This is a genomic window from Tardiphaga sp. GW822-FHT04G09 (assembly GCF_058800725.1).
Genome location: NZ_JBXAMO010000008.1, coordinates 108,834 through 133,897, shown reverse-complemented (window position 1 = coordinate 133,897; position 25,064 = coordinate 108,834). Strand labels below are relative to the sequence as shown.

26 protein-coding genes are annotated in these 25,064 nt (G+C 62.5%); 13 read left to right on the top strand and 13 right to left on the bottom strand.

Going from position 1 to position 25,064, the window contains the following annotated elements; genetic code table 11:
• Positions 1 to 121 precede the first annotated feature (121 nt).
• Positions 122 to 874, top strand: coding sequence for a sulfate transporter family protein (locus AC1RLZ_RS16315; RefSeq protein ID WP_493189450.1), 753 nt, complete (start codon positions 122 to 124; stop codon positions 872 to 874).
• Here the strand turns inward: AC1RLZ_RS16315 and nth are convergent.
• Complete coding sequence (nth, locus tag AC1RLZ_RS16310) at positions 871 to 1,647, bottom strand: endonuclease III (protein ID WP_493189449.1); 777 nt, start codon at positions 1,645 to 1,647, stop codon at positions 871 to 873. The two genes, AC1RLZ_RS16315 and nth, sit on opposite strands and share 4 nt — an antisense overlap.
• Before the next feature lie 22 nt (positions 1,648 to 1,669).
• On the opposite strand from nth, the gene AC1RLZ_RS16305 reads away from it, so the two are divergent.
• Positions 1,670 to 2,188 (top strand): DUF2244 domain-containing protein, encoded by a 519-nt coding sequence (locus AC1RLZ_RS16305; RefSeq protein WP_493189448.1) that lies wholly within the window; start codon positions 1,670 to 1,672, stop codon positions 2,186 to 2,188.
• Between the two features lie 93 nt (positions 2,189 to 2,281).
• Positions 2,282 to 3,163, top strand: coding sequence for a methylated-DNA--[protein]-cysteine S-methyltransferase (locus AC1RLZ_RS16300; RefSeq protein WP_493189447.1), 882 nt, complete (start codon positions 2,282 to 2,284; stop codon positions 3,161 to 3,163).
• An 82-nt stretch (positions 3,164 to 3,245) separates the two neighbouring features.
• On the opposite strand, the gene AC1RLZ_RS16295 is transcribed toward AC1RLZ_RS16300, so the two are convergent.
• The 8 genes from AC1RLZ_RS16295 to dnaK all read right to left on the bottom strand — a co-directional run bounded on the left by AC1RLZ_RS16295 (position 3,246) and on the right by dnaK (position 10,432).
• A complete protein-coding gene (locus AC1RLZ_RS16295; protein ID WP_493189446.1) occupies positions 3,246 to 3,869 on the bottom strand; it encodes a 2,3-bisphosphoglycerate-dependent phosphoglycerate mutase in 624 nt (207 codons plus the stop codon).
• Between the two features lie 22 nt (positions 3,870 to 3,891).
• Positions 3,892 to 4,707, bottom strand: coding sequence for a 4-hydroxy-tetrahydrodipicolinate reductase (gene dapB, locus AC1RLZ_RS16290; protein WP_371423439.1), 816 nt, complete (start codon positions 4,705 to 4,707; stop codon positions 3,892 to 3,894).
• Positions 4,708 to 4,827: 120 nt separating this feature from the next.
• Positions 4,828 to 5,130 carry a DUF1330 domain-containing protein gene (locus tag AC1RLZ_RS16285; protein WP_493189445.1) on the bottom strand — a complete coding sequence of 101 codons (303 nt, stop codon included), beginning with the start codon at positions 5,128 to 5,130 and terminating at the stop codon, positions 4,828 to 4,830.
• 23 nt (positions 5,131 to 5,153) lie between these two features.
• A complete protein-coding gene (gene pyrF / locus AC1RLZ_RS16280) occupies positions 5,154 to 5,870 on the bottom strand; it encodes an orotidine-5'-phosphate decarboxylase (RefSeq protein WP_493189444.1) in 717 nt (238 codons plus the stop codon).
• 6 nt (positions 5,871 to 5,876) lie between these two features.
• Positions 5,877 to 6,455 (bottom strand): NADPH-dependent FMN reductase, encoded by a 579-nt coding sequence (locus tag AC1RLZ_RS16275; RefSeq protein WP_493189443.1) that lies wholly within the window; start codon positions 6,453 to 6,455, stop codon positions 5,877 to 5,879.
• A gap of 45 nt (positions 6,456 to 6,500) precedes the next feature.
• Positions 6,501 to 7,103: a class I SAM-dependent methyltransferase gene (locus AC1RLZ_RS16270; RefSeq protein WP_371423436.1), complete on the bottom strand. Its 603-nt coding sequence runs from the start codon at positions 7,101 to 7,103 to the stop codon at positions 6,501 to 6,503.
• Between the two features lie 92 nt (positions 7,104 to 7,195).
• Positions 7,196 to 8,338, bottom strand: coding sequence for a molecular chaperone DnaJ (gene dnaJ, locus AC1RLZ_RS16265; RefSeq protein WP_493189442.1), 1,143 nt, complete (start codon positions 8,336 to 8,338; stop codon positions 7,196 to 7,198).
• A 195-nt stretch (positions 8,339 to 8,533) separates the two neighbouring features.
• Entirely contained in the window at positions 8,534 to 10,432 is a 1,899-nt protein-coding gene (gene dnaK, locus AC1RLZ_RS16260; RefSeq protein ID WP_493189441.1) for a molecular chaperone DnaK, read from the bottom strand.
• A 412-nt stretch (positions 10,433 to 10,844) separates the two neighbouring features.
• Here dnaK and AC1RLZ_RS16255 point away from each other — a divergent pair, with 412 nt between their 5' ends.
• Positions 10,845 to 11,759: a hypothetical protein gene (locus AC1RLZ_RS16255; RefSeq protein ID WP_493189531.1), complete on the top strand. Its 915-nt coding sequence runs from the start codon at positions 10,845 to 10,847 to the stop codon at positions 11,757 to 11,759.
• Positions 11,760 to 11,846: 87 nt separating this feature from the next.
• Positions 11,847 to 12,563, top strand: coding sequence for a bifunctional nicotinamidase/pyrazinamidase (gene pncA, locus AC1RLZ_RS16250; RefSeq protein ID WP_493189440.1), 717 nt, complete (start codon positions 11,847 to 11,849; stop codon positions 12,561 to 12,563).
• 94 nt (positions 12,564 to 12,657) lie between these two features.
• Here pncA and grpE read toward each other — a convergent pair whose 3' ends face one another.
• Both grpE and hrcA read right to left on the bottom strand, forming a co-directional pair.
• Positions 12,658 to 13,254 (bottom strand): nucleotide exchange factor GrpE, encoded by a 597-nt coding sequence (grpE, locus tag AC1RLZ_RS16245; protein ID WP_371423432.1) that lies wholly within the window; start codon positions 13,252 to 13,254, stop codon positions 12,658 to 12,660.
• A gap of 105 nt (positions 13,255 to 13,359) precedes the next feature.
• The gene (hrcA, locus tag AC1RLZ_RS16240) at positions 13,360 to 14,448 is read right to left on the bottom strand and encodes a heat-inducible transcriptional repressor HrcA (protein WP_371423431.1); all 1,089 of its coding nucleotides are present in this window, start codon (positions 14,446 to 14,448) and stop codon (positions 13,360 to 13,362) included.
• A 153-nt stretch (positions 14,449 to 14,601) separates the two neighbouring features.
• Between hrcA and rph the strand changes: the two genes are divergently transcribed.
• From rph to hemW, 3 genes are all read left to right on the top strand, one after another.
• Positions 14,602 to 15,324, top strand: a complete 723-nt coding sequence (gene rph / locus AC1RLZ_RS16235) for a ribonuclease PH (RefSeq protein ID WP_371423430.1) — start codon at positions 14,602 to 14,604, stop codon at positions 15,322 to 15,324.
• A gap of 119 nt (positions 15,325 to 15,443) precedes the next feature.
• Positions 15,444 to 16,085 carry an RdgB/HAM1 family non-canonical purine NTP pyrophosphatase gene (gene rdgB / locus AC1RLZ_RS16230; RefSeq protein WP_493189439.1) on the top strand — a complete coding sequence of 214 codons (642 nt, stop codon included), beginning with the start codon at positions 15,444 to 15,446 and terminating at the stop codon, positions 16,083 to 16,085.
• Complete coding sequence (hemW, locus tag AC1RLZ_RS16225; RefSeq protein ID WP_493189438.1) at positions 16,072 to 17,235, top strand: radical SAM family heme chaperone HemW; 1,164 nt, start codon at positions 16,072 to 16,074, stop codon at positions 17,233 to 17,235. The genes rdgB and hemW overlap by 14 nt, the downstream gene beginning before the upstream one ends.
• 3 nt (positions 17,236 to 17,238) lie before the next feature.
• On the opposite strand, the gene AC1RLZ_RS16220 is transcribed toward hemW, so the two are convergent.
• Entirely contained in the window at positions 17,239 to 18,465 is a 1,227-nt protein-coding gene (locus tag AC1RLZ_RS16220; protein ID WP_493189437.1) for a penicillin-binding protein activator, read from the bottom strand.
• A 225-nt stretch (positions 18,466 to 18,690) separates the two neighbouring features.
• Here AC1RLZ_RS16220 and rsmI point away from each other — a divergent pair, with 225 nt between their 5' ends.
• From rsmI to AC1RLZ_RS16200, 4 genes are all read left to right on the top strand, one after another.
• Positions 18,691 to 19,647 carry a 16S rRNA (cytidine(1402)-2'-O)-methyltransferase gene (rsmI, locus tag AC1RLZ_RS16215; RefSeq protein ID WP_493189436.1) on the top strand — a complete coding sequence of 319 codons (957 nt, stop codon included), beginning with the start codon at positions 18,691 to 18,693 and terminating at the stop codon, positions 19,645 to 19,647.
• Positions 19,634 to 20,047, top strand: coding sequence for a YraN family protein (locus tag AC1RLZ_RS16210; RefSeq protein ID WP_493189435.1), 414 nt, complete (start codon positions 19,634 to 19,636; stop codon positions 20,045 to 20,047). Before rsmI ends, AC1RLZ_RS16210 begins: the two co-directional genes overlap by 14 nt.
• Before the next feature lie 37 nt (positions 20,048 to 20,084).
• Positions 20,085 to 21,026 (top strand): glutathione synthase, encoded by a 942-nt coding sequence (gene gshB, locus AC1RLZ_RS16205; protein ID WP_493189434.1) that lies wholly within the window; start codon positions 20,085 to 20,087, stop codon positions 21,024 to 21,026.
• A 192-nt stretch (positions 21,027 to 21,218) separates the two neighbouring features.
• Positions 21,219 to 22,199 carry an MBL fold metallo-hydrolase gene (locus AC1RLZ_RS16200; protein ID WP_493189433.1) on the top strand — a complete coding sequence of 327 codons (981 nt, stop codon included), beginning with the start codon at positions 21,219 to 21,221 and terminating at the stop codon, positions 22,197 to 22,199.
• 73 nt (positions 22,200 to 22,272) lie between these two features.
• Here the strand turns inward: AC1RLZ_RS16200 and AC1RLZ_RS16195 are convergent, their stop codons facing one another.
• Positions 22,273 to 23,307 carry a diguanylate cyclase domain-containing protein gene (locus AC1RLZ_RS16195; RefSeq protein ID WP_493189432.1) on the bottom strand — a complete coding sequence of 345 codons (1,035 nt, stop codon included), beginning with the start codon at positions 23,305 to 23,307 and terminating at the stop codon, positions 22,273 to 22,275.
• A 186-nt stretch (positions 23,308 to 23,493) separates the two neighbouring features.
• Between AC1RLZ_RS16195 and AC1RLZ_RS16190 the strand changes: the two genes are divergently transcribed.
• Positions 23,494 to 25,032: a YifB family Mg chelatase-like AAA ATPase gene (locus tag AC1RLZ_RS16190; protein ID WP_493189431.1), complete on the top strand. Its 1,539-nt coding sequence runs from the start codon at positions 23,494 to 23,496 to the stop codon at positions 25,030 to 25,032.
• The last annotated feature ends 32 nt before the right edge of the window (positions 25,033 to 25,064 follow it).

The following is a 25,064-nucleotide window of genomic DNA, read 5'->3' as shown; positions in this document are numbered from 1 at the left end:
GACTATTTTTCTTGAGACTACCTCTTTCTATTTATCCGTCCAGTGAAGAAGTCGATGCTGCGCTGCACTTGTCTGACAACTTCGCAACGGTTACGTTTTCGTAATTGCAGGAGAAAATCGGATGCTTGTTGCTGCTGCCAAGGCGCTATCGCAAATTCTGTCACCACCGATGCGCAGCATCCTGTGGAAGTCGATCGGGCTTGCCTTGGTTTTAATCACTGTATTGGCGATCGGCATGCAGCGGCTATTGAACTGGGCCGCCACCTCGGGCGGCGTCTGGGCCGAGAGCACGATAGGCTCGGACTACCACACGATGATCAATGTTCTGTCCTGGACCTTGTCGATCGCCGCCGGTCTCAGCGTCGTCGCCGGCGCAATCTTTCTGATGCCGGCAATTACGTCACTGGTCGCCAGCGTGTTCGTCGATGACGTCGCCGATATCGTCGAGCGCGAGCACTATCCTGCGGAGCGTGTCGGCGTCGCATTGCCGTTCGGGCTCGCCATCACCGAAGGTGGCAAGACGGCGTTGCTGACCATCGTGGTCTATCTGATCGCACTACCCTTCGTGTTCTTCGCTGGTGTCGGTTTCATCGTCTTCTTCATTGCCACAGCCTGGCTGCTCGGCCGCGAATATTTCGAGCTCGCCGCCATGCGGTTCCGCTCGCCCGCAGATGCCAAGGCGATGCGCAAGCATCACGCGGCGACGGTGTTCACCGCCGGCCTGTTCATCGCAGCCTTCGTCTCAATTCCGATCATCAACCTCGCCACGCCGCTATTCGGCATGGCCTTCATGGTTCACATGCACAAGCGATTGAGCGGCCCACGGCCGGAGCTGATCGAGCCGAGACGTGTGACAAAACTCACGGTGACCTAGACCACCGTCTTCTCCGGCCACTGGCACAGATCGTTGATCAGGCAAACCTCGCAGCGCGGCTTGCGCGCGAGACACGTATAGCGGCCATGCAGGATCAGCCAGTGATGGGCATGCAGCATGAACTCAGCAGGGATCACGCGCTCCAGCTCGAGCTCGACCTCCAGCACGTTCTTGCCCGGCGCCATGTTGGTGCGATTGCCGACGCGGAATACATGGGTATCTACAGCCATCGTGTGTTCGCCGAACGCCATGTTGAGCACGACATTGGCGGTCTTGCGCCCTGCCCCCGGCAGTGACTCGATCTCGGCACGGGTGCGCGGCACGACACCGCCAAAATCACGGATCAGTTTTTCCGACAGCGCGATGACGTTCTTCGCCTTGGTGCGATAGAGGCCGATGGTTTTGATGTATTCGCGCACCGTCTCTTCGCCGAGATCGATCATCTTTTGCGGCGTATCGGCGATGGGAAAAAGCGCGCGCGTGGCCTTGTTGACGCCGGCGTCGGTCGCCTGCGCCGACAACACCACGGCGACCAGCAGCGTGTAGGGATTAAGATGTTCAAGTTCGCCCTTGGGCGCGGGATTGGCCTTGCGGAAGCGCGAGAAGGCTTCATGGACCTGGGCTTTGGTCCAAGGTTTCAACTTGATGGGTTTCAGCTTGATAGGCTTCGACCTGGCTATCTTCTTCGCAGGTGCCTTGACCGCTTTCGCTACAACCCTCTTTGCAGGACTGGATTTCGTGCTGGCGGGGAGGTTGCGGGTGATTTTCGGCATCAAAGGGATATACTGAGGGACCATGACATCAGGCAACGACTTTGACGTCCTGCAGGAACCGATGCTGTTCAGCGCGCTGTTGCGTCCGCATCGCGCGCTGGGTCGCAAGGGCTTCCTCGTGCTTATGGGTTTCATCAGCGCAGTCTCGTTCGGCGCAGGGATGGCCTTCCTGTTAATGGGCGCCTGGCCGGTGCTCGGCTTTTTCGGCCTCGACCTGCTGGCGATCTATATCGCCTTCAGGATCTACGACAGACGCTCCGGGGCCACCGAAGAGATCACCGTCACGCCGTCGGAAATCCGCGTGCGCCGGGTCAGCCCACGGGGCGACGTCGTGGAATGGGCGTTCAATCCGCTCTGGGTGCAGCTCGATCAGGTCTGCCACGCCGAATTCGGCATCGAGCAACTTTTTCTGGTCTCGCGTGGCCGCCGGGTCTCGATCGCGCGGTTTCTGGGCGCTGAGGAAAAAGCAAGCTTCGTCAAAGACTTAGTTGCTGCCTTGCAGGCAGCCAAACGCGGTCCGACCTACAATCCGGTGGCATGATGCCTGTGGTGATATCAGGTCGGAAATCGGGTGGTTTGCGCACGGGCGCAGGCCTACATCGATATCATGATGAATCTTGCCAGAGACCTAGCGATGACTGAGCATCGCCCGATCAAGCCGGGCCAGCGCGATGCGGCCCTGCGCGATTACGATTCCGTGCGCCGTGCCATCGGCTTCATGCACTCACAGTGGCGGGACCAGCCGAATATCGAGGCCGTCGCGGACGCCGCGAGCGTGACGCCGGACGAGCTGCACCACCTGTTTCGTCGCTGGGCCGGACTGACACCGAAAGCATTCATGCAGGCGCTGACGCTCGATCACGCCAAGCACCTGCTGCGCGATTCCGCCAGCGTCCTCGATGCAGCGCTCGACTCCGGCCTTTCCGGTCCGGGCCGACTGCACGACCTGTTCGTCACCCATGAAGCGATGTCACCCGGAGAATGGAAAACCGGCGGCGCCGGCATGGAGTTGCGCTACGGCTTCCATCCCTCGCCATTCGGCACAGCGATCGTGATCGCCAGCGACCGCGGCCTTGCGGGTCTCGCTTTCTCCGATCCAGGCGACGAGCAGCGCGCTTTCGCCGACATGAGCCGGCGCTGGCCGGCGGCCACATTGATCGAGGACACCGCTGGCACGGCCAGGCTGGCGCGGCGTATCTTTGATACCAAACTGTGGCGACCGGACGAGCCGCTGCGGGTCGTGCTGATCGGCAGCGACTTCGAGGTCCGTGTCTGGGAGACGCTGCTGAAGATCCCGATGGGCCGCGCCGTCAGCTATTCAGACATCGCGTGCAAGATCGAGAAGCCGAAGGCTTCACGCGCCGTTGGCGGCGCAGTGGGCCGCAACCCGATCTCCTTCGTGGTACCCTGTCACCGCGCACTCGGCAAATCCGGCGCGTTGACAGGCTATCATTGGGGTATCACCCGCAAACAGGCGATGATCGGCTGGGAGGCCGGGCAGGTCGGGGCTGATTAGAGGTCATGCCTCGCCACGTCACTGCGAGCGAAGCCAAGCAATCTGGTCTCGCTTCGCTCGTCGGAATGACGACTGAAAGTACTCAACCCGCCAGATCGAGTTTCGACGCCACCGTCGCATCGGCATTGAGCCGGTAGATCACCGGCGCACCGGTCGCGAGTTCGCGGGCCAGAATGCCTTCCGGCGTCAGCTTCTCCAGCACCATGATCAATGCACGGAGCGAATTGCCGTGCGCGGCGACCAGCGTGCGCTCACCGCGCAGCACGCAAGGCAGGATCTCCTGCACGAAATACGGCAGTGTGCGGGCCAGCGTATCCTTCAGGCTTTCGCCACCGGGCGGCGGCACGTCATAGGAACGGCGCCAGACATGGACCTGCTCCTCGCCCCATTTGGCGCGGGCATCGTCCTTGTTGAGACCTGAGAGGTCGCCGTAGTCGCGCTCGTTAAGTGCCAGATGTTTGGTGATCGGTAGGCCGGTCTGGCCCATCTCTTCCAGTGCGAGATTGAGCGTATGCTGTGCGCGGGTCAGCGCCGAGGTGAAGGCAACGTCAAATGTCAGACCCTGCGCCTTCAGCTTGCGGCCGGCTTCCTTGGCCTCGGCGACGCCCTTCTCGGTGAGATCAGGATCTTTCCAGCCGGTGAAAAGGTTCTTCAAATTCCATTCGCTCTGCCCGTGACGGACGAGGACGAGAAGACGTTCGTTCATCGAGAATTCCGTTTCGTTCTTCTTACATTTCACCAAGGCCGAGCACGTCAGCCATCGAATACAAACCGGGCTTTTTTCCATGCGCCCACATCGCCGCCTTCAGTGCGCCATGGGCGAAGATCAGGCGATCCTCGGCCTTGTGCGACAGCTCGATGCGTTCATGAGGACCGGCGAAGATCACCGTGTGGTCGCCTGCGACGGTGCCGCCGCGGAGCGACGCAAAGCCGATATCGCCGGTCTTGCGCGCGCCGGTGAGGCCATCGCGGCCACGCGCCGAATGTTGCTCGAGCGGAATCTTGCGGCCTTCGGCAGCAGCCTGACCCAGCATGAAAGCCGTGCCCGACGGCGCGTCGATCTTGGCCTTGTGATGCATCTCCAGCACTTCGATATCGAAGCCATCATCGAGCGACTGCGCGACACGCTTTACCAGCGCGGCGAGCAGATTAACGCCAAGGCTCATATTGCCCGACTGCACGACGATGGCCTGACCTGTCACACTCTTGATCACCGCGTTATCCGATGCCGACAGGCCGGTGGTACCGATCACATGGACGAGGCCACGCTGGGCTGCGATCGCAACATTGGCGATGGTTGCCGCAGGAACGGTGAAATCGAGAATGCCATCGGCATCCTTCGACAGCGTCCAGAGGTCGGCCGAGAGTTTGACACCGTTCTCCGGCAGGCCGGCGAGCACGCCGGCATCCTGTCCTAGCAATGCGGACCCCGGCGCTTCCAGCGCACCGGCAACGACAGCGCCCGGGGTTTCGGAAATGGTGCGGATCAGCGCGCGGCCCATTCGGCCGCCGGCGCCAGCAACAATCAGTCTCATATCGGACATTGAACGATCCTCAGTATCTTAAGGCGGTATAGCGGCGCGCTGCCACGGCGGCAACACATCCACGGTACCTAAAGTCCTTAGATACCAATCAGATCAAACACATGCTTAAGGCCCAGCCGATTAAGGCTGCGGACCGTCGTACCCCTCGACGATCACGAGATCGCTTTCCCCGTGCGGGCTACGCATGGCCACCAGCCGCTGGTATTCCGGCGAATTGTAGCAGGCCAGCGCAGTCGGGTAGTCCTTGAATTCGAGCACCACATTGCGCGACCGCGAGGTGCCTTCCTTGGCCTCGAACTGGCCGCCGCGCACCAGGAACCTGGCTCCGAATTTGTTGAAGACCGGGCCGTTCTCGGCCACGTATTGCTTGTAACCGTCCATATTGTGCACGTCGACGCGCGCAATCCAGTAAGCTTTAGCCATCGTCTATCTCCCTCGTCTCGCTCTTACTTGTTCGCCAGCGCCTGTGTGATCTCGGCGACGATCGCCTCGGCCGCAGCCTTCGGGTCGGCGGCTTCCATGACCGGACGGCCGACCACCAGATAGTCCGAACCTTCGGCAATCGCGCGGGCCGGCGTCATGATCCGCTTCTGATCGCCGGCATCGCTGCCCGCGGGGCGCACGCCAGGGGTCACCAGACACATCTCGGGCTTAATGTGCTTGCGCAGGTTCGCGACCTCTTCCGGCGAGCAGACGAGACCATCAATGCCAAGCGCCTGCGCCTGCTGCGCGCGCGCGGCGACGAGATCGCTGACACCGAGCTGGTAACCAGCAGCTTTCAGATCCTCATTGTCGTAGGAGGTCAACACCGTCACCGCGAGGATCTTCAAGCCGGATCCTTTGCTTGCGTTGGCGGCCGCCTGCATGGTCTGCGGATAGGCATGGACGGTGAGGAAGCTCGCGCCGAGTTTCGCGACGCTCTCGACCCCGCGCGCAACGGTGTTGCCGATGTCATGCATCTTCAGGTCGGCGAATACTTTTTTGCCGGCATCGGCGAGCTTGCGCACCAGCGGCAGGCCGCCGGCATAGCCGAGCTGATAGCCGATCTTGTAGAAACTCACGCTGTCGCCCAGTCGCGCGATCATCGCTTCTGCCGCGTCCACATCGGGCAAATCAAGCGCGACGATCAGGCGGTCGCGGGGATCAATGGTTTGCAACGTCATCTCGTCTCACTTCATCTGCTGCGCGACATCGATGAGCTGGCGCACCATCGCCGTCATCGCATCCTTGTCGGCGGCGTGTTTCAGCCGGTCCATATCGTCATAGGCCTCACCGGCGAAAGCCAGCGTGAGCTGGTTCGGGATCACCATTGCGCGACACGCCGACAGCACCAGCCGCAGGGCCTGCAAACAGCGCGCACCGCCAAGCCGTCCGTTCGAAGCCGCCGCAATAGCAAACGGCCGCTCGCGAAACACCAAGCCCTTGCTCTCAGGCGCGTCTTCCACGCGCGAGACCCAGTCGATCGTGTTCTTCACCAGCGGCGGCAGCGATGCATTGTATTCGGGTGTCACAATCAACACACCATGATGCGCCGATATCATGCGCTTCAGATCGAGCGCATGTTTCGGCACGCCGGAATTGCTCTCAAGATCGCCGTCATAGATCGGCAGCGGAAAGTCGCCGAGCGAAATCCTGGTGACATCGACATCGGCGCGGACCAGCGCATCGATGGCGACGGCCGCCAGTTTCGCATTCAGCGACCCCGTGCGCAGCGAGCCGGGAATAACGAGGATCTTGATCGCAGCCATAATTCCGATCGTCGGGGCGAAGCCGCCGCGCGATCGCGGTCGGCACTAGCCTTTGCGATACACCCAGACGCGGGCCGGCGGAAGGTTCATCCAGATCCGCTCCGAGGCCTCTGTGGACACGCCAGGCAGCGATTTCGGGATCGGCGGCGCCACCGAATAGGTGAATTGCACGAAGGGCGCGTTCGGCTTCATCGCCGTGAAGGCATCGCGGATCAGCTTGAGGCGCGTCAGCATCGGCTTGGTGACCAGTGGCAGGCCGGAGACGACGGCGGAAGCAGGTTCTTTCAGCACGTCCCACAGCGTGTCGCGCAATGTGTAGGCGTCGCCCTGAACGATCGTCGCCTGCGGATAGCGCTCGCGCAGCAGCGCGCAGAAGGTGGGATTGAATTCGACGAGCACCAGACGCTTCTGGTCCACCCCATGCGCCACGAGCGCAGAGGTGATCGCGCCGGTGCCGGGTCCAAGTTCGATGACCGGACCGGTCGCGTCGTTATCGACATATTGCGCCATGGTGCGGGCAAGAGCTTTGCCCGACGGCATCACGGCGCCCATGTGCAGAGGTTTGTCGATCCATGAACGGAGGAAGCGGACCTCGTCGTCGAGACGGAGCGGCTTCTTCAACGTACGCGCGGACGAGTGCAGAGGCATGTCGCTTCCAGGCAGACCGCGGAACGTGCGGAACGTCAGAATTTCGTCATAAAGAGGTATAGGCAACAATAGAAACGGTCAAGCTTCCAACGTCAGGAGCCCGCCCGCGTTCCGAAGAAGTCCTTGACCTTAGTGAAGAAACCCGCTGCTTCAGGTTGCGTTGCACCCGAAGACAGTTTTTCGAATTCGGCCAGCAGCTCCTGCTGCTTTTTCGTCAGGTTCTGCGGCGTTTCCACGACGACCTGGACATACATGTCGCCAGTCTGGCGCGAGCGCAGCACCGGCATGCCCTTTGACGTGACGCGGAAACGGCGACCGGACTGGGTGCCCGAAGGAACCTTGACCTTGTTGCGACCGCCGTCGATGGTCGGCACCTCGAATTCGCCGCCCAGCGCAGCGGTCACCATCGAGATCGGCACGCGGCAATGCAGGTCGGCGCCATCGCGCTGGAAGAAGTCGTGCGACGCGAGCGACAGGAAAATGTAGAGATCGCCGGACGGTCCGCCCCGCGTTCCGGCTTCACCTTCATTGGCGAGGCGAATGCGGGTGCCGTCCTCGACGCCTGCCGGAATATTGACCGAGAGCGTGCGCTCGCGTTCGACGCGGCCGGCGCCGGAGCAGCTCGGGCAAGGATCCTCGATCATCTGACCACGGCCCTGGCAGCTCGGGCAGGTACGCTCCAACGTAAAGAAGCCCTGGGCCTGGCGGACGCGCCCGGCACCGCCGCAGGTTGAACAGGCCTTCGGCTTGGTGCCGGTCTTGGCGCCGGTACCGGAGCAGGCTTCGCAGGTCACAGCGACCGGAATCTCGATCTGTGCGGTCTTGCCGGAGTAAGCCTCCTCCAGCGTGATTTCCATGTTGTAGCGGAGATCTGCCCCGCGCTCGCGACCGCCGCTGCGGCCACCGCTGCGCTGTCCGGCCATGCCGAACAGGTCTTCGAAAATATCGGAGAAGGATGAGGCGAAGCCGGAGCCGAAGCCCGGACCGCCCCCGCCACCGTGGCCCTGCTCGAAGGCGGCATGGCCATAACGATCATAGGCAGCACGCTTGTCGCCGTCCTTGAGAACGTCGTAGGCCTCGGCAATTTCCTTGAACTTGACTTCGGCGGACGCATCGCCCGGATTCTTGTCGGGATGCCACTTCATCGCAAGCTTGCGAAACGACGTCTTCAGAGCCGCATCATTGGCGGTGCGCTCGACTCCCAGCGTGTCGTAGTAACATTGCTTGGTGGACATCAGTCAATCCGCTCGAAATTGGTCCTCATCCCGAGGAGCATCCCAGAAGAACGCATCGATAAAGATGCAACTCCCGCACTAACAAAACCTGGCTAACAAGCATCGCCTAACAAGGCGGTCTAACAAAAAATGACCCTCATCCTTCGAGATGCGCACCGCGCTGCTCAGGATGAGGGCCATTGTTCTGCTCGCCTATCAGGCCGACTTCTTCGGCTTGTCGTCGTCGACTTCCGTGAATTCGGCGTCGACCACGTCATCCTTTTCAGCATCGCGCTTGGCGTCAGCCTCAGCCTGCTGGGTGTACATCGCTTCGCCGAGCTTCATGGAAGCCTGCGCCAGCGTGTTGGTCTTGGCCTTGATGGCCTCGGCATCGTCACCCTTCAGCGCTTCCTTGAGGTCGCTCATGGCATCCTCGATGGCGCGGCGCTCGGACTCACCAACCTTGTCGCCATGCTCGCTCAGAGCCTTCTCGGTCGAATGCACCAGTGCATCGCCGTGGTTCTTGGCGTCGACGGCTTCACGACGCTTCTTGTCTTCGGCCGCGTTGGCTTCGGCGTCCTTGACCATCTTCTGGATGTCGGACTCGGACAGACCGCCGGATGCCTGGATCCGGATCTGCTGTTCCTTGTTGGTCGCCTTGTCCTTCGCGGACACGTTGACGATGCCGTTGGCGTCGATGTCGAAGGTCACCTCGACCTGCGGCATGCCGCGCGGAGCCGGCGGAATGCCCATCAGGTCGAACTGGCCGAGCGGCTTATTGTCAGCCGCCATTTCGCGCTCACCCTGGAAGACCCGGATGGTGACGGCGTTCTGGTTATCTTCGGCCGTCGAGAACACCTGGCTCTTCTTGGTCGGGATCGTGGTGTTACGCTCGATAATGCGGGTGAACACGCCACCCAGCGTCTCGATGCCCAGCGACAGCGGGGTCACGTCGAGCAGCAGCACGTCCTTGACGTCGCCCTGCAGCACGCCGGCCTGAATGGCGGCGCCGATGGCCACGACTTCGTCCGGGTTCACGCCCTTGTGGGGCTCCTTGCCGAAGAACTGCTTCACGACTTCCTGGATCTTCGGCATGCGGATCATGCCACCGACCAGAACCACTTCGCCAATTTCACCGGCGGTGAGCCCGGCATCCTTGAGCGCCTTGCGGCAAGGCTCGATGGTCTTCTGCACAAGATCGTCGACCAGCGCTTCGAACTTCGCGCGGGTCAGCTTCAGCGTCAGATGCTTCGGACCGGAGGCATCCGCCGTGATGAACGGCAGGTTGATTTCGGTCTGGGTGGTCGACGACAGCTCGATCTTCGCCTTTTCGGCAGCTTCCTTCAGGCGCTGCAGAGCCAGCTTGTCGTTGCGCAGGTCAATGCCCTGCTCCTTCTTGAACTCGTCGGCGAGGTAGCCGACCAGACGCATGTCGAAGTCTTCACCGCCGAGGAACGTGTCGCCGTTGGTGGACTTCACTTCGAACACGCCGTCGCCGATCTCGAGGATCGAGACGTCGAAGGTGCCGCCGCCGAGGTCGTACACTGCGATGGTGCCGGACTTCGACTTGTCGAGGCCGTAAGCCAGCGCAGCCGCGGTCGGCTCGTTGATGATGCGCAGCACTTCGAGGCCGGCGATCTTGCCGGCATCCTTGGTGGCCTGACGCTGGGCGTCGTTGAAGTAGGCGGGCACGGTGATGACGGCTTGCTCGACCTTCTGGCCGAGATGAGCCTCCGCGGTCTCCTTCATCTTCTGCAGCGTGAAGGCGGAGATCTGCGAGGGCGAATAGGTTTTGCCATCGACTTCGACCCAGGCATCGCCATTGCCAGCCTTGGCAATCTTGTAAGGGACGAGCTTCTTGTCCTTCTCGACGGTCGGATCGTCATAACGGCGGCCGATCAGGCGCTTCACCGCGAAAATGGTGCGCTCGGGATTGGTAACGGCCTGGCGCTTGGCCGGCTGACCGACGAGGCGCTCGCCATCATCGGTAAAAGCCACGATGGACGGCGTGGTCCGCATGCCTTCTGCGTTCTCGATGACCTTCGGCGTTTTGCCATCCATAACGGCGACGCAGGAATTCGTCGTACCGAGGTCGATACCGATGACCTTTCCCATGCTCTCATATCCTTTTTCTGCGGCAGGTTGGCTGGGCCCTGACGGCACCCCGCTCCCAACCCCCAAACATCAACTATTCGCGATATTGCGACGGTAGGCCTCATATAGGAGGGGGGGTGGTGGCCGCAAGGCATCTGGCACACTCCGGACCCATGAAAACACGACCAGTGCGCGAAATTAATATTTGGTGAAACAGTCCCTTGGCAGTTGTTTCGCCAAGACGCGGCGGATGGGCGCGGCCCCCGCCGGGAACGGATTTATGGCTTGATCTGTTGGCGGAACAGGGCAACCGTGAAAGCCCCTTCCGGCCGGCGCGCGGCGACCAAGGCCGGAGCCCGGCACCATCGAACAGCCTCAATGCAAACCCAGTAGATTTTTCATGAAACATGCTGCGCCCCTGTTCGCTCTGACCATGCTGACCGCCATTTCGGCCGCCTTCAGTCCCGCTTTTGCGGCCGACCCGATCTTCCCGCCGGGCGTCCGCGTGGGTCTGGCCCCGCTGGTCGGCCTCGCCCCGGCAAAGACCTTTGTCGGTTTCGAGACCTCCGATCAGGGCGTCAAAGTGCTCGTGACCGAATTGCCGGCCGCCGCCTTCAACGAGGTCGAGACGGCGTTCAAGGCCAATCCGGCAGGCATGGTCGCGAAGCCGGAAAGCATCGAGACCACGGCCGGAAAGGCCTTCTACACAATCGAGAATGCCAAGGACGCCACCGGCAATGTCAGGCGTTATTCGATGATCGTCGGCGGCGGCGGAACTTTCTCGGGCTATGTGGCCGTGCAGGTCCCGGAAAACGCCCAGAAGATCTATACCGACGACGCGGTGCGCCAGATGCTCGCATCCGCCGTGGTGCGCAAGGAAGTACCACTGGCAGAACAGCTCGGCCTGATGCCGTTCAAGATCTCGGAAATGAGCGACTTCAAGACCGTCCGTACGCTCGCCCCCGGCGCGGCCCTTTTGCTGGCCGACTCGACTGACGAGAACAGCATCGAGACAAATCCTTTCATGGTGATCGGCAGCCTGGCCTCGGCACCGGAAAAGCCCGACGACCGCGGCCGGTTTGCCCAGCAGGCCGCAGGCGCGATTCCGGGTTTGCGCGAGGGCCGCATCACCATGTCGGAGCCGCAGCGCATCGACGGCGTGGCCGGCTGGGAGACCCGCATCGATGCCGTCAGCGGCAAGAACAACACGCCGGTCAGCGTGGTGCAGTGGCTGCGCTTTGGCGGCGGCAAGGTTACGATGCGCATCATTGCCAGCGCACCGCGCGACGATTGGGCCAAGGCGTTTCCGCGCTTCCGTGCTGTGCGCGACGGTATCGAGCCGCGCTGAAGACTGGAGCCGGCCGGGCTCACGGCCCGCTTTACGACTTCCCTGTGACCTGATTTGCTGGGTCAATCCGCTATGGGGAGTTTCGCGATGCTCGACAGACGTCAAATTCTCGGAGGGCTTGGAGCCGTAGCCATGACCAGCCTAGCTCCCAAAACACTATCCGCCGCCGGCAAGGTCAGCCTCGATCGTACATCCGTGTTGCTGGTGATCGACGTGCAGAACTGCTTCCTGCCGGGCGGTAGTCTGGCTGTGAAAGACGGCGATAAGGTCGTGCCGGTCATCAACGGCATCGCCAGGAAATTTGCCGACGTGGTGATGACGCAGGACTGGCACACACCGGGCCATATCTCATTCGCGTCCAGCCACAGCGGCAAGAAGCCGTTCGAAACCCTTGAGGTGAAATACGGCAAGCAGGTGCTGTGGCCGGATCACTGCGTGCAGGGCACGGACGGGGCCGCCCTCTCGAAGGATCTCGCGATCCCGCATACCGAGCTGATCCTGCGCAAGGGCTTCAACAAGGACGTCGACAGCTATTCGGCCTTCACCGAGGCCGACGGCAAGACCACCACCGGTCTCGCCGCCTATCTGAAAGCCCGCAAATTACAGCGCGTGTTCATCGCCGGCCTCGCCACCGACTTCTGTGTTGCGTGGTCCGCCCTCGATGCGCGAAAAGCGGGTTTCGATGTCTATGTGATCGAGGATGCCTGCCGCGGGATCGACACGCAGGGCTCGCTCGCCAAGGCCTGGGCCGACATGAACAAGGCCGGCGTGAAGCGGATTCAGTCGGGCGATCTGGCCGCTTGATCTTGCAGGGCGGGCAAAGCAAGCGTGCCCACCCTGCTACATTCACTGTGAGAATGGTGGGCACGGCGCAAGTGCGCCTTTGCCCACCCTGCGCTTACTCCGAAACCGGCGCCGTCTTGGCGCCGCCCTTTGACACGCCGACCAGCGCCGGGCGCAGCACGCGCTCGCCGATCGTGTAGCCGGCCTGCACGACCTGAACGACGGTGCCCGCGGGCACCGAGGCATCGGGCACTTCGTACATCGCCTGCTGGAAGTTCGGATCGAACTTCTCACCCGACGGATCGAACTTCTTCACGCCGTTCTTTTCCAGCGTGTTGAGCAGCGAGCGCTCGGTAAGCTCCACACCTTCGAGCAAGGCCTTCAGACCCGGATCCGCTGCAGCCTTGGTATCGGCAGGCACCGCATCGAGGGCTCGCTGCAGGCTGTCGGCGATATCGAGCACTTCACGCGCGAAATTGGCGATCGCATAAGTTCGGCCGTCGGCGATTTCCTTTTGGGTCCGCTTGCGCAGGTTTTCCATCTCCGCCAGCGTGCGCAGCATCTTGTCCCGCGCGTCCGCGGCTTCCTTGGTCAGGGCCTCAACCGAATTCGGTTCCGGATCGTCCGGCATGATGTAGGGCTTGGAGACCACCGGATCGGCGGCCGCTGCCGTCTTGTCCTGATTGTCGTTCTGCCCATTGGAATCAGTCATCACGCTGCCTTCTCAAAAACACGCCAAAATGGTGGGATTGCTGAGCGGGATATCGGGGTTTGAGCGCCGAAAATCAAGCGCAACCGGCCGGAATTGGCCGATCCGTTAGCCGCCGAGCATGCGACTGACGATACGCGCGGCATAATCCACCATCGGAATCACCCGCGCGTAGTTCAAACGTGTCGGTCCGATGACACCGAGAACACCGACGATATGGCCCGCGCCGTCGCTATAGGGTGCAATGATCGTCGACGAGCCCGACAGCGAGAACAGCTTGTTTTCCGAGCCAATGAAGATGCGCACGCCTTCGGCATTTTCCGCCCGGCCGAGAAGATCAATCACCTCGCGCTTGGCTTCGAGGTCGTCGAACAGGAGGCGAACGCGCTCAAGATCCTCCAGTGCATGAAGGTCCTCCAGCAGATTGGCCTGGCCGCGCACGATCAGCTGCCGATCGTCCTTGTCGCCGCCCGACCAGCTGGCAATACCGGCGGCGATCACCTTCTGGGTCAGTTGGTCGAGCTCGATCTGGTTCTGGGTCAGCGCGGTTTCCAGCTCCAACCGAGCCTCGGCCAGCGTTCGGCCGCGAATCCGGGCATTGAGGAAATTCGAGGCCTCGTTCAGCGCCGATGACGGCACGCCGGGCGGCAGGGTCAGCACGCGGTTTTCGACCTGGCCATCCTCGGCCACCAGCACGACCAGGGCCTTTTCGGGTTCCAGACGAACGAATTCGATGTGTTTCAGCCGCACATTGGACTTGGCGGTCAAAACGACCGCCGCGGCGCGGGTCAGGCCGGACAGCTGCGTCAGCGCCTCGCCAAGCGCCGCTTCCACGGTCTGCGAGCGACCGACCGAGGACAGCTGCTGCTGGATCGACTGCCGCTCGGGTTCGGTGAGATCGCCAACCTGCATCAAGGCATCGACGAAAAACCGCAGTCCGAGTTCAGTAGGCAGCCGCCCGGCAGAGGTATGCGGGGCGTAAATGAGGCCAAGCTGCTCCAGGTCCGACATGACGTTGCGGACCGAAGCCGGCGACAGCGGAACCGTGATCAGGCGTGAAATATTGCGCGAACCGACAGGTTCGCCGGTGGCGAGATAGCTTTCGACGATCTGCCGGAAGATCTCGCGCGACCGCTCATTGAGCTGGGCGAGCCCGGCATGCGGCGAAATCAGGCCGATCGGATCGTGGTGGGCCACAGGCAACTCCTTGCGGACCTAATCTGTCGCTCCGGCGGGCCGGATACAAGCACCATTGCGATTGTGGAACCTGCCCTGCCCTTGCCGCTGCGCTCCGTCGCCCCTAAAAGCACCGCGAACAGGCTTTCTCTGGACATTTGGAAGGATTTTCTCATGCGGCCAAGCCGTCGTGCGCCCGATGAACTGCGCGCCGTGTCGCTGGAACGCGGCGTGGTCAAATATGCCGAGGGCTCCTGCATGGTGAAATTCGGCGACACCCACGTGCTGGTCACCGCAACGCTGGAAGAGCGCCTGCCGCCATGGCTCAAGGGCCAGGGCCGCGGCTGGGTCACCGCCGAATACGGCATGCTGCCCCGTGCCACGCTCGAACGCACCCGCCGCGAAGCCGCATCCGGCAAGCAGGGCGGCCGCACCGTCGAGATCCAGCGCCTGATCGGCCGCTCGCTCCGCGCTGCCGTCGACCTCGAAGCGCTCGGCGAACGCCAGATCACCATCGATTGCGACGTGATCCAGGCCGATGGCGGTACCCGCACGGCCTCGATTACCGGCGCCTGGGTCGCGCTGGCCGACTGCATTGGCTGGATGAAGAACCGCAACATGTTCAAGAACGGCGGCGGCAACGTGCTGCGCGACAATATCGCGGCGATTTCCTGCGGCATCTATCAGGGCACCCCGGTGCTCGATCTCGATTATGCCGAAGATTCCGAAGCCGACACCGACGCCAATTTCGTGATGACCGGCGACGGCCGCATTATCGAGGTGCAGGGCACCGCCGAGAAGACGCCGTTCACGCAGGATGAGTTCCTGAAACTGATGGCACTGGCGCAGACGGGCGTCGGCCGTCTGGTCGAATTGCAGAAGATGGCGATCGCTTAAAACCAAGGCCGTCATGCCCGGCGAATGCCGGGCATCCACGCCTGAGTCGCGAGCAAAAACGTGGATGGCCGGGACAAGCCCGGCCATGACGGAGTTCTATTACCGGACTATACTTCATCATGACTCAACATCGTCGAATCACTGGGAAGCTCGTCATCGCCACCCACAATCCCGGCAAGCTTGCCGAGATGCGCGATCTTCTGGCCCCCTACGGCATCGAAGCGGTGTCGGCCGGCGAACTCGACCTCGCGGAGCCCGACGAGACCGGCGACACCTTCAAAGCCAATGCCGCCATCAAGGCGATCGCTGCGGCCAATGTCGCGCAACTGCCGGCCTTCGCGGATGATTCCGGCCTCGTCGTCGATGCCCTCGACGGCGCGCCCGGCATCCTCTCGGCGCGCTGGGCCGGCGAATCCAAGGACTTCACCGGCGCGATGGCGCGCATCGAGCGCCTGCTGCAGGAGCGCGGCGCGACGACGCCTGACAAGCGCACCGCGCATTTCGTCTCGGCACTCTGCGTGGCGTGGCCCGACGGTCATCTCGAGGAAGTCGAAGCGCATGCGCATGGCACGCTGGTCTGGCCGCCGCGCGGCACCGCCGGCTTCGGCTACGATCCAACATTCCTGCCCGATGGTCACACCCGCACCTATGGCGAAATGACCGCGGTCGAGAAGCACGGGTTGCCACCACTCGGTGAAGGCCTGTCGCATCGCGCCAGGGCCTTCGTGAAACTCGCGGAGATCTGCCTTGAACCCCGCTGACGCACAGCAAGACGCGTTCGGCGTCTATGTGCACTGGCCCTTCTGTCTGTCGAAGTGTCCGTATTGCGACTTCAACAGCCATGTCCGTCATCACGCGATCGATGAAGTGCGTTTCGCGCGCGCATTCGCACGCGAGATCGAAACCACGGCGGCCCGCACGCCGGGGCGCACGGTGACATCGATCTTTCTTGGTGGCGGCACGCCGTCGCTGATGCAGCCGCAAACCGTCGGCGCGATTCTGGATTCGATCGGAAAATACTGGAACGTCGCCTCCGACGTCGAAGTCTCCCTCGAAGCCAACCCGACCTCCGTCGAAGCGACGCGCTTTCGCGGCTATCGCGAGGCCGGCGTCAACCGCGTGTCACTCGGCGTCCAGGCGCTCGACGATGCGTCGCTGAAGTCGCTCGGACGTTTGCATACGGCGCGTGAAGCGCTCGATGCCGTCGCCATCGCGCGCAGTGCATTCGAACGGTACTCATTCGATCTGATCTATGCGCGCCCCGATCAAACGCCGCAGATGTGGACCGATGAACTCAAGCTCGCGATCTCGGAAGCCGCCGAACATCTGTCGCTGTATCAGCTGACCATCGAGGAAGGCACGCCGTTTTTCGGATTGCACGCCGCCGGCAAACTGAAGACACCCGACGAAGGCCTCGCACGCACGCTTTATGATGTGACGCAGGAGGTCTGCGCGCAGCAGGGCCTGCCGTTCTACGAGATTTCAAATCACGCCCGCCCCGGCGCGGAGTGCAAACACAACCTCGTCTATTGGCGCGGCCAGGAATATGCCGGCATAGGTCCCGGCGCCCACGGCCGTCTCGACATCGACGGTGTCCGCCATGCCATCGCCACCGAGAAGCGTCCGGAAGCCTGGGTGATGCGCGTCGAAGACAACGGCCACGGCGTAACATCGGATGAATTGCTCAACAGCGAAGAACGCGCCGACGAATATCTGCTGATGGGCCTGCGCCTCGCTGAGGGCATCGATCCTGCCCGCTATCAGATGCTGTCCGGCCGCGCGCTGGATGAGAAGCGCATCCAGATCCTGCGCGAGGAAGGCGCCATCGTCGTCGAACAGAACGGACGCCTGCGGGTGACGCAGGAGGGATTCCCCGTGCTCGATGCAGTCGTGGCAGATCTGGCGGCGTAAAACCTACGCGCCGAAGCTCTTCGGCGATCCGGCCACCGCCTGACCGCCACCCGATGCGACTTTCATCACGGCGAGGCCGCGATCGTTGCCGCCATCGCTGCGGAACCGGAACAGGCCATCGATGCCGGCAAAGCCGGATGGATTGGTGAGCGTTTCAGGCGCGAAGCGCTGTCCGCCCTGGGTGCGTGCCAAAGCGGCGACCAGCGCCACCGCATCGTAAGCAAGCGTCGCGGTGCGCACGGGATCGTTGCCATATTTCGCGCGATAACGGCCGGCGAAGGCACGGAACCCTGCAGGATCCGGCGCGGCATAGAGCCCACCCTGCAACGCCGCGCTGTTGAAGACGCGTGGATTGTCCCACAGGCCCGTACCGAGCAATTGCACATTGCGCAGATTGGCGCCCGCCGCGGTCAGGGCATCGGCTGTCGCGACGACCGCATCGCCATCGTCGGCAATAAACAGCGCATCTGCGCCGGTGAGCGACGCTGCGATATTGCGTGCTGCGCTGGAGCGATCCGCCCCATAGCGCTCGAAGGCGACGACGCGGCCACCCTTGCGCGCGACGGCCTGTTTGAACGCGACCTCGACGACATTGCCATAGGCATTCTCGGGCAGCATCGCCGCAAAGGAGCGCTTGCCCGTGCCTGCGGCGTAATCGACGATGCGATTGACGTCCGACTCAGGCAGGAAACTGAGCAAATAAACACCACGACCGGCGACGCTGGAATCGGTTGAGAACGCGATCACCGGCACATTGCGCGCGCGTGTCAGCTGCGCGGTGGCCGGTACCGAGAGCGCGAAGAGCGGCCCGAGAATGATTTCGGAGCCTTCGTCGAGCGCCTGCTGGGCCGCCTGCTGCGCGCCCTGCGCGCTGCCATTGTCGTCCTTGATCAGCAGTTGAATGCTGGGATTCTGGAATTCGGCGAGCGCCATTTCGGCGGCGTTCTTCATCGACTGTGCGGCGACGCCGGCATTGCCCGAAGCCGACAGCGGCAGGATCAGCCCGACTTTCGTGCCCCCGGTGCCGATGGCTTGCGACTGCTGCGCCGCTCCAGCGGGCGGACCTGACGGTGCAGCCGGGCCGGTGCCAAACGCATTGGTCAGCGTCGATTGCACACCCGCGCATGCTCCGAGCAGCGGCGCACCCAGCAGCAGGCCGACAGCGGCCCGCCGTGTCGCGCCGGAAGTCGCGCCCTTGGTCCCGGATTTGGGGTCGAACGGATCCGCCATCACTTCTCTTCTTTCGGCCGCATCACATCGGCCCGCCTCATCACCCACCATATAGTGTGAGGCGCGGATTCAGACATATTGTCGGCAATAAGTTAACCAAAACAAAAGCTTTATGCTCGGCCTTACCCGGTCACCGCGGGCAGATTAGCACGACGGGAATGAACCACAGCCAAACGTCGAAAAACGGCTGTCCCCCTTTGGCGCAATTCGCTCTACATTGTCGCCATGCGCGCAACACCCTTATCCTCATCGCCTGCGGACGCCGCGGCGCCATCGGCCCGGACCTTCACGGTCTCAGGTCACCTGCTCATGGCACCGAAAGCTGTTCCCGGGCTGCATCTTGTGGCCACGCCGATCGGCAATCTCGGTGACATCACCCTGCGCGCGCTGGAGACCCTGGCCGGGGTCGACATCATCGCCTGTGAAGACACCCGCATCACCCGCCGGCTCACCGAGCGCTACGGGATTTCCGGCACGCTCAAGCAATATCACGAGCACAATGCCGAACAGGCGCGGCCGAAGATCCTCGAGAAGCTGGCACAAGGCGCGTCCATCGCGCTGGTGTCGGATGCCGGCACGCCGCTGATCTCCGATCCGGGCTTCAAGCTTGTGCGCGAAGTGACCGCCGCCGGCTTCAGTGTCATTTCATTGCCGGGCCCGTCCTCGGTACTGGCCGCGCTGGCCGTCTCGGCGCTGCCGACCGATCGCTTTTTCTTCGAGGGCTTTTTGCCCTCGCGGCAGATGGCGCGCCGGTCACGACTGACGGAGCTTGCCGCCATCGACGCCACGCTGGTGATGTTCGACTCTGGCAACCGCGTGCAGGACACGCTGGCCGATCTCGCCGACATCATGGGCAACCGCGACGCCGCGATCTGCCGGGAACTCACCAAGATGCACGAAGAGGTCAATCGCGGAGCGATTGCCGATCTGGCCAAGGAAGCCGATGGGCTTGAGACCCGCGGCGAATTCGTACTGGTCATCGGGCCGCCGGCTGCCGATGCACAGGCGATGACCGAAGACGATCTTGATGCCCTGCTGCGCAGCTCGTTGCAGCGCGACAGCGTCAAGGATGCCGTCGCTCATGCCGTTGAGCTGTCCGGGCGGCCGCGCCGCGCCGTCTATGCCCGCGCGCTGGAACTGGCCAAGGAGATTCACAAGGACTCCGGCGATGGCGAAGACTGACAACGTCTCTGCCCCGACGCCCGCTGCCAAGCCGGCCGCGCCGGAACGCGTCGCCGCGTTCAATACCGGCCTCTCCGCCGAAAGCCGCGCCGCAGCTTTGTTGCTGGCCAAGGGCTATCGGATCCTGGCCCGCCGCTTTCGCACCCCGCATGGCGAGATCGATATCGTCGCCAGGAAGCGCAGCCTGGTCGCCTTTATCGAGGTAAAGGCCCGCGCCAGCCTGGACGAAGCCGCCTATGCCGTGACGCCGCGCCAGCAGGCCCGAATCATGGATGCCGCTCAGGCCTGGCTGATGACGCATCCCGAACATGCGGAATTCGATCTGCGTTTTGACGTCGTACTGATTGCGCCGAGACATTTGCCACGCCATCTGTTAGCGGCATTCGATGCCAGTACCTGAGTTTTCGCCTTCCTGATCACAATTCCGGACCCCCAGCATGACCTTGAACGTCGCCGTCCAGATGGACCCCATCGCGCGCATCAATCACAAGGGCGACTCGACCTTCGCGATGCTGCTGGAAGCCCAGAAGCGCGGCCACAAACTATCCTATTACACCCCGGACAAGCTCTCGCTGCGCGGCAATGACGTGGTGGCGCCGGTACAGTCGCTGTCGGTGCGCGACGTCGAGGGCGATTACTTCACCCTCGGCGCCCCCGTCCGCACCAATATGGAATCCTTCGACGTGGTGCTGCTGCGGCAGGATCCGCCCTTCGATCTCGCTTACATCACCTCGACACATCTTCTTGAGCGCATCCATCCGAAGACGCTGGTGGTCAATGACCCGGCCTCGGTGCGCAATGCGCCGGAGAAGATTTTCGTGATGGGTTTCTCGGACCTGATGCCACCGACGCTGATCTCGCGCGACAAGGATGAGATCAACGCGTTCCGTACCGAGCATGGCGCCGTGGTGATGAAGCCGCTGCACGGCCATGGCGGCGCGGCGGTGTTTCGCGTGCTGCCGCAGGACATGAATTTCGGTTCGCTCTACGATCTGTTCTCCGTCACCTTCAAGGAGCAGTGGGTGATCCAGCGCTTCCTTCCCGAAGTGAAACATGGCGACAAACGCATCATCCTGATCGACGGCGAATTCGCTGGTGCCGTGAACCGCGTGCCGGCTGAAGACGATTTGCGCTCCAACATGGTACGCGGCGGCGCCGCCAAGGCCACCGAACTCTCGCCGCGCGAGCGCGAGATCTGCGAACGCGTCGGACCGGCGCTGCGCGACCTCGGTCTGCTGTTCGTCGGCATCGATGTGATCGACGGTAACCTCACCGAGATCAACGTCACATCCCCCACGGGCATCCGCGCCATCGCCAAGCTTGGTGGACCGGATGTGGCGGCGCGCGTCTGGGACGTGATCGAAGCGAAGCGGAAGTAAACTCCGCCACGTCATTCGCTGCGCTGCGTCAATCATTGACGCAGCAGTTTGAATTCCATTTATCGCAATTCTCCGCTTGCTGCTTTTGCTTGCCAGTCATGGTCGGCAAGCGCAGCATGCCGATGCAGGCCCGGCCAATCGGGCGGCCCGCCACATGTGGCGGCAAGCAAAAGCATATCAGTGGAGAAACGCATGACTTCAGAAGTTTCGCGAAGGTCCCTGCTCGCACTCGGCGCAGGTCTGGGCGCAAATCTCCTCGCTCCCGGCCTGATCGGCAGCGCATCGGCCAAGGCGCCAAAGCTCGGCACGCAGGCACCCTACTTCCATCGTTTCATGCTGGGCAGCGCCGAAGTCACCGTTGTCTCCGACGGACCTTTGCCGCTCGGCGATCCCTCCGGCACGTTCGTCGGCGTACCCAAGGAGGACGTGCAGAAAATGCTGACGGATAATTTCCTCAGCAGCGGCAACGTCGTGCTCGAACAGAACGCCCCGATCGTCAACATGGGTGACAAACTCATCCTGTTCGATACCGGCATGGGCACGTCGCAATTGTTCGGCAACACCACAGGCCGCCTGCAGAAAAGCATGGCCGAAGCGGGCATCAAGCCCGGCGATATCGATGCCGTGGTGTGTTCACACGCCCATATCGATCATATCGGCGGGATCGTCGATGCCAACGACAAGCCGCTATTTCCGAACGCGCAGGTCTATCTCAGCGAGGAAGACTTCAAGTTCTGGACCGACGAAGGCAAACTCGGTTCGCCGCTCAAGGACTTCATCGTCCATGCGCGCAAGAACCTGCTGCCGGTGCGCGACCGCCTGGTGTTCTACAAGGACGGCCAGGAGTTCCTGCCGGGCGTCACTGCCATGCATGCGCCCGGTCATACGTTCGGCCACCACATGTTCATGATCCAATCGGACGGAAAGTCCTTCGCATTCCTCGGCGATCTTACCCATCATCAGGTGTTGCTACTGGAGAAGCCACGGATGGAGTTCGCCTATGACTCCGATCCGAAGATGGCAGCGGCAACGCGGGTGAAGATGCTCGACATGCTCGCAGCCAACAAGACCGCTGTGATGTCCTATCACTTCGCGTGGCCGGGCTATGGCCATGTGGTGAAATCAGGCGACGGCTTCCGCTACATCGCCGAGCCGATGGTGATGAATCTCTAGCGGACATCTTTCGACTTTCCTGCGGCGAACTTGAGACACTTGCCGCCGCAGGAATTCCACACCGACCCTATCGTTACGCAGCCGATGACGTGTCCCGTGCGCGTCGCTCTGCACCGCGCTTGTAGATCCGGAACGTCCCGCGGCCGGCATCCTTCGCCGCATAGAGCGCCGAGTCGGCCATGGCCGCCAGTTGCGATGACGTGCAATTGTCCGCCAAAGCGATGCCAACCGATGCGCCGACCCGCAGTTGCTGTCCGCGATGATCGATCGGCAGGCCCAACTGCGCGACGATGGCGCGCGCCGTCTCGGAGGCTTCCTCGAATTGTGCGTGGGGCCCCAGCAGAACCGCGAATTCATCGCCGCCGAGGCGCGCGACCAGTTCCGCGCCCGCGCAAATGTTGCGGATACGATTTGCCACGACAGTGAGACAGGTGTCGCCGGCTGCGTGGCCGAAGCAGTCATTGACCGGCTTGAATTCGTCCAGATCGATCAGCAACAGCGCGCCGAACGGTTTTGCCTTGCTGGCCGATGCTGCATCGAACAGCGACAGCCTGGTTTGAAACTGGCTGCGATTGGCGAGCCCGGTCAGCGTATCGAATTCGGCGAGATAGCGGTTACGGTCAGCCAGAATCTTCTCTTCCGTGATATCCTGCTTCATGCCGAAGATGCGGACGGCAACGCCGTCGACGGACTCGACGGTAGCCGTGATCCTAATCCAGCGCCGGTTGCCCTTGAAGCTGATGATTTCCGCATCGAGGCTGAAGCCTGTGCGATCCTCGATGGCCTTGGTGCGCCGCTTCGTCAGTTCCCTGACGGATTCTTCAGGATAGCAAGCGAGTGTCTCTCCGCGAAGCGGCGTCGAGCCCCGCGGCAGATCGAAGATGTCATAAACCACATCAGTCCAGACCAGCGATTCATCGGAAAGGTCACATTCCCAGACGCCGATTCGCGCGGCGGCCGAGGAGCGATCGAAGATTTTCCGGCTATGCGCCAGCGAAGCAGCTTGCTCGTCGATAATGACTTGTTGGGCTTCGATCTGCGCCCTCAGCGCAGCGATCAGGTCGGCGTCATCCGGAGCGTCTGGCGGCTTCGACAAGCGATCTGACATTCTGCGGGCACCCGGTCTTCGTCTCGGAGCTCTTGATAGGATGTTTTGCATGACGTGTTTAAGATTTCCTACGCCAGTGGCCGACTTCAGCCAAAATCAGCATACTTTATTGCTACCATTCGTTCACTGATTGTTCTTGAAATTGAGACAACCTTAAGTTAAGTTCTCATCCCGAATGAGGGCGGCATGGTTCAACGTGTTTCCACCGTAGCCTTTGAGGGGATCGAGGCCCGCGCGGTCGACGTGCAGGTTCAGGTCGTGCCCGGTCTGCCGAATTTCCTGATCGTCGGCCTGCCTGACAAGGCGGTGTCCGAAGCGCGCGAACGGGTCCGTGCCGCGCTGGTCGCCTCGGGTCTTGCTCTGCCGGCACGGCGGATCATCGTCAATCTCGCGCCCGCCGATTTGCCGAAGGAAGGCAGCCATTACGATCTGCCGATTGCGCTCGGACTGATGGCGGCGATCGGCGCGATTCCGGCGGATGCCCTGAGTGGTTTCACCGTGCTCGGCGAACTCGGCCTCGATGGCTCGCTCGCGCCTGTGGCCGGTGTGCTGCCCGCTGCCATCGGCGCCAATGCACGCGATGAAGGCCTCATCTGTCCGGCTGCCTGCGGCGCGGAGGCCGCCTGGGCCAGCCCGGACATCCAGATCATCGCGGCAACCTCGCTGATCCAGATCGCCAATCACTTCAAGGGCACACAGGTTCTGTCGCGGCCCCAACCGAAGATTCACGCGCGCGAGGAATCCATGCTGGATCTGCGCGACATCAAGGGACAGGAAAGTGCCAAGCGCGCGCTGGAGATCGCTGCCGCCGGCGGGCATCACCTGCTGATGGCCGGAAGTCCGGGATCGGGCAAATCCATGCTGGCGGCACGGCTGCCATCGATTCTGCCGCCGCTATCACCGGCGGAACTCCTCGAAGTCTCGATGATCGCTTCGGTGGCCGGCGAAATCAAGGACGGAGCGCTCACCGCACGCCGGCCATTCCGCGCGCCGCATCATTCCGCCAGCATGGCGGCGCTCACAGGCGGCGGCCTGCGCGCGCGACCAGGTGAGATTTCACTGGCGCATCAGGGCGTTCTGTTTCTCGATGAACTGCCGGAGTTCGATCCGCGCGTGCTCGATTCGCTGCGCGCGCCGCTGGAGAATGGCGAAGTCGCGGTGTCACGTGCCAATCACCGCGTCACTTATCCGGCGCGTTTCATGCTGGTTGCTGCGATGAATCCGTGCCGCTGCGGTCACGCGTTCGAACCGGGCTTCTCCTGCAAGCGCGGCCACATCGATCGCTGCACCTCCGATTATCAGGCGCGCATCTCCGGCCCCCTGATGGACCGCATCGATCTGCGCATCGAAGTGCCGGCCGTCACCGCGTCGGATCTCATTCTGCCGCCGCCGTCGGAAGGTTCCGCTGAAGTCGCGGCGCGTGTCGCCGCCGCGCGCGATCTGCAGACCGTGCGCTATGCTGCTGCGGGATTGCCGGGCACCCACACCAATGCTTCCGCGCCCGCCTCTGTGCTGGAAACGGTCGCGCAGCCGGATGCCCAAGGACTGACATTGTTGCGCGATGCCGCCGAAACGATGCGGCTAACCGCGCGCGGCTATCATCGCGTGCTGCGCGTAGCGCGGACGCTGGCGGATCTCGACGGCGCAGAAAAAATCGGTCGGCTGCATCTGGCCGAGGCATTGTCTTACCGCGCGCTGGCTGAGGATGTGCGCCGCGCGGCGTGACGTCTCCACGTCATCCCGCCGGATGTGGACGT

Bases quoted from the DNA above. Each gene is read 5' to 3' on its own strand.
- grpE (WP_371423432.1), bottom strand. From the start codon at position 13,254: ATGACTGATTCCAATGGGCAGAACGACAATCAGGACAAGACGGCAGCG.
- dnaK (WP_493189441.1), bottom strand. From the start codon at position 10,432: ATGGGAAAGGTCATCGGTATCGACCTCGGTACGACGAATTCCTGCGTC.
- AC1RLZ_RS16220 (WP_493189437.1), bottom strand. From the start codon at position 18,465: ATGGCGGATCCGTTCGACCCCAAATCCGGGACCAAGGGCGCGACTTCC.
- pyrF (WP_493189444.1), bottom strand. From the start codon at position 5,870: ATGACGTTGCAAACCATTGATCCCCGCGACCGCCTGATCGTCGCGCTT.
- AC1RLZ_RS16200 (WP_493189433.1), top strand. From the start codon at position 21,219: ATGACTTCAGAAGTTTCGCGAAGGTCCCTGCTCGCACTCGGCGCAGGT.
- AC1RLZ_RS16255 (WP_493189531.1), top strand. From the start codon at position 10,845: ATGCTGACCGCCATTTCGGCCGCCTTCAGTCCCGCTTTTGCGGCCGAC.
- gshB (WP_493189434.1), top strand. From the start codon at position 20,085: ATGACCTTGAACGTCGCCGTCCAGATGGACCCCATCGCGCGCATCAAT.
- AC1RLZ_RS16300 (WP_493189447.1), top strand. From the start codon at position 2,282: ATGACTGAGCATCGCCCGATCAAGCCGGGCCAGCGCGATGCGGCCCTG.
- AC1RLZ_RS16305 (WP_493189448.1), top strand. From the start codon at position 1,670: ATGACATCAGGCAACGACTTTGACGTCCTGCAGGAACCGATGCTGTTC.
- nth (WP_493189449.1), bottom strand. From the start codon at position 1,647: ATGCCGAAAATCACCCGCAACCTCCCCGCCAGCACGAAATCCAGTCCT.
- AC1RLZ_RS16315 (WP_493189450.1), top strand. From the start codon at position 122: ATGCTTGTTGCTGCTGCCAAGGCGCTATCGCAAATTCTGTCACCACCG.
- dnaJ (WP_493189442.1), bottom strand. From the start codon at position 8,338: ATGTCCACCAAGCAATGTTACTACGACACGCTGGGAGTCGAGCGCACC.
- AC1RLZ_RS16195 (WP_493189432.1), bottom strand. From the start codon at position 23,307: ATGTCAGATCGCTTGTCGAAGCCGCCAGACGCTCCGGATGACGCCGAC.
- rdgB (WP_493189439.1), top strand. From the start codon at position 15,444: ATGACTCAACATCGTCGAATCACTGGGAAGCTCGTCATCGCCACCCAC.
- AC1RLZ_RS16270 (WP_371423436.1), bottom strand. From the start codon at position 7,103: ATGCCTCTGCACTCGTCCGCGCGTACGTTGAAGAAGCCGCTCCGTCTC.
- rsmI (WP_493189436.1), top strand. From the start codon at position 18,691: ATGCGCGCAACACCCTTATCCTCATCGCCTGCGGACGCCGCGGCGCCA.
- AC1RLZ_RS16285 (WP_493189445.1), bottom strand. From the start codon at position 5,130: ATGGCTAAAGCTTACTGGATTGCGCGCGTCGACGTGCACAATATGGAC.
- dapB (WP_371423439.1), bottom strand. From the start codon at position 4,707: ATGTCCGATATGAGACTGATTGTTGCTGGCGCCGGCGGCCGAATGGGC.
- AC1RLZ_RS16190 (WP_493189431.1), top strand. From the start codon at position 23,494: ATGGTTCAACGTGTTTCCACCGTAGCCTTTGAGGGGATCGAGGCCCGC.
- AC1RLZ_RS16275 (WP_493189443.1), bottom strand. From the start codon at position 6,455: ATGGCTGCGATCAAGATCCTCGTTATTCCCGGCTCGCTGCGCACGGGG.
- rph (WP_371423430.1), top strand. From the start codon at position 14,602: ATGCGGCCAAGCCGTCGTGCGCCCGATGAACTGCGCGCCGTGTCGCTG.
- AC1RLZ_RS16295 (WP_493189446.1), bottom strand. From the start codon at position 3,869: ATGAACGAACGTCTTCTCGTCCTCGTCCGTCACGGGCAGAGCGAATGG.
- pncA (WP_493189440.1), top strand. From the start codon at position 11,847: ATGCTCGACAGACGTCAAATTCTCGGAGGGCTTGGAGCCGTAGCCATG.
- AC1RLZ_RS16210 (WP_493189435.1), top strand. From the start codon at position 19,634: ATGGCGAAGACTGACAACGTCTCTGCCCCGACGCCCGCTGCCAAGCCG.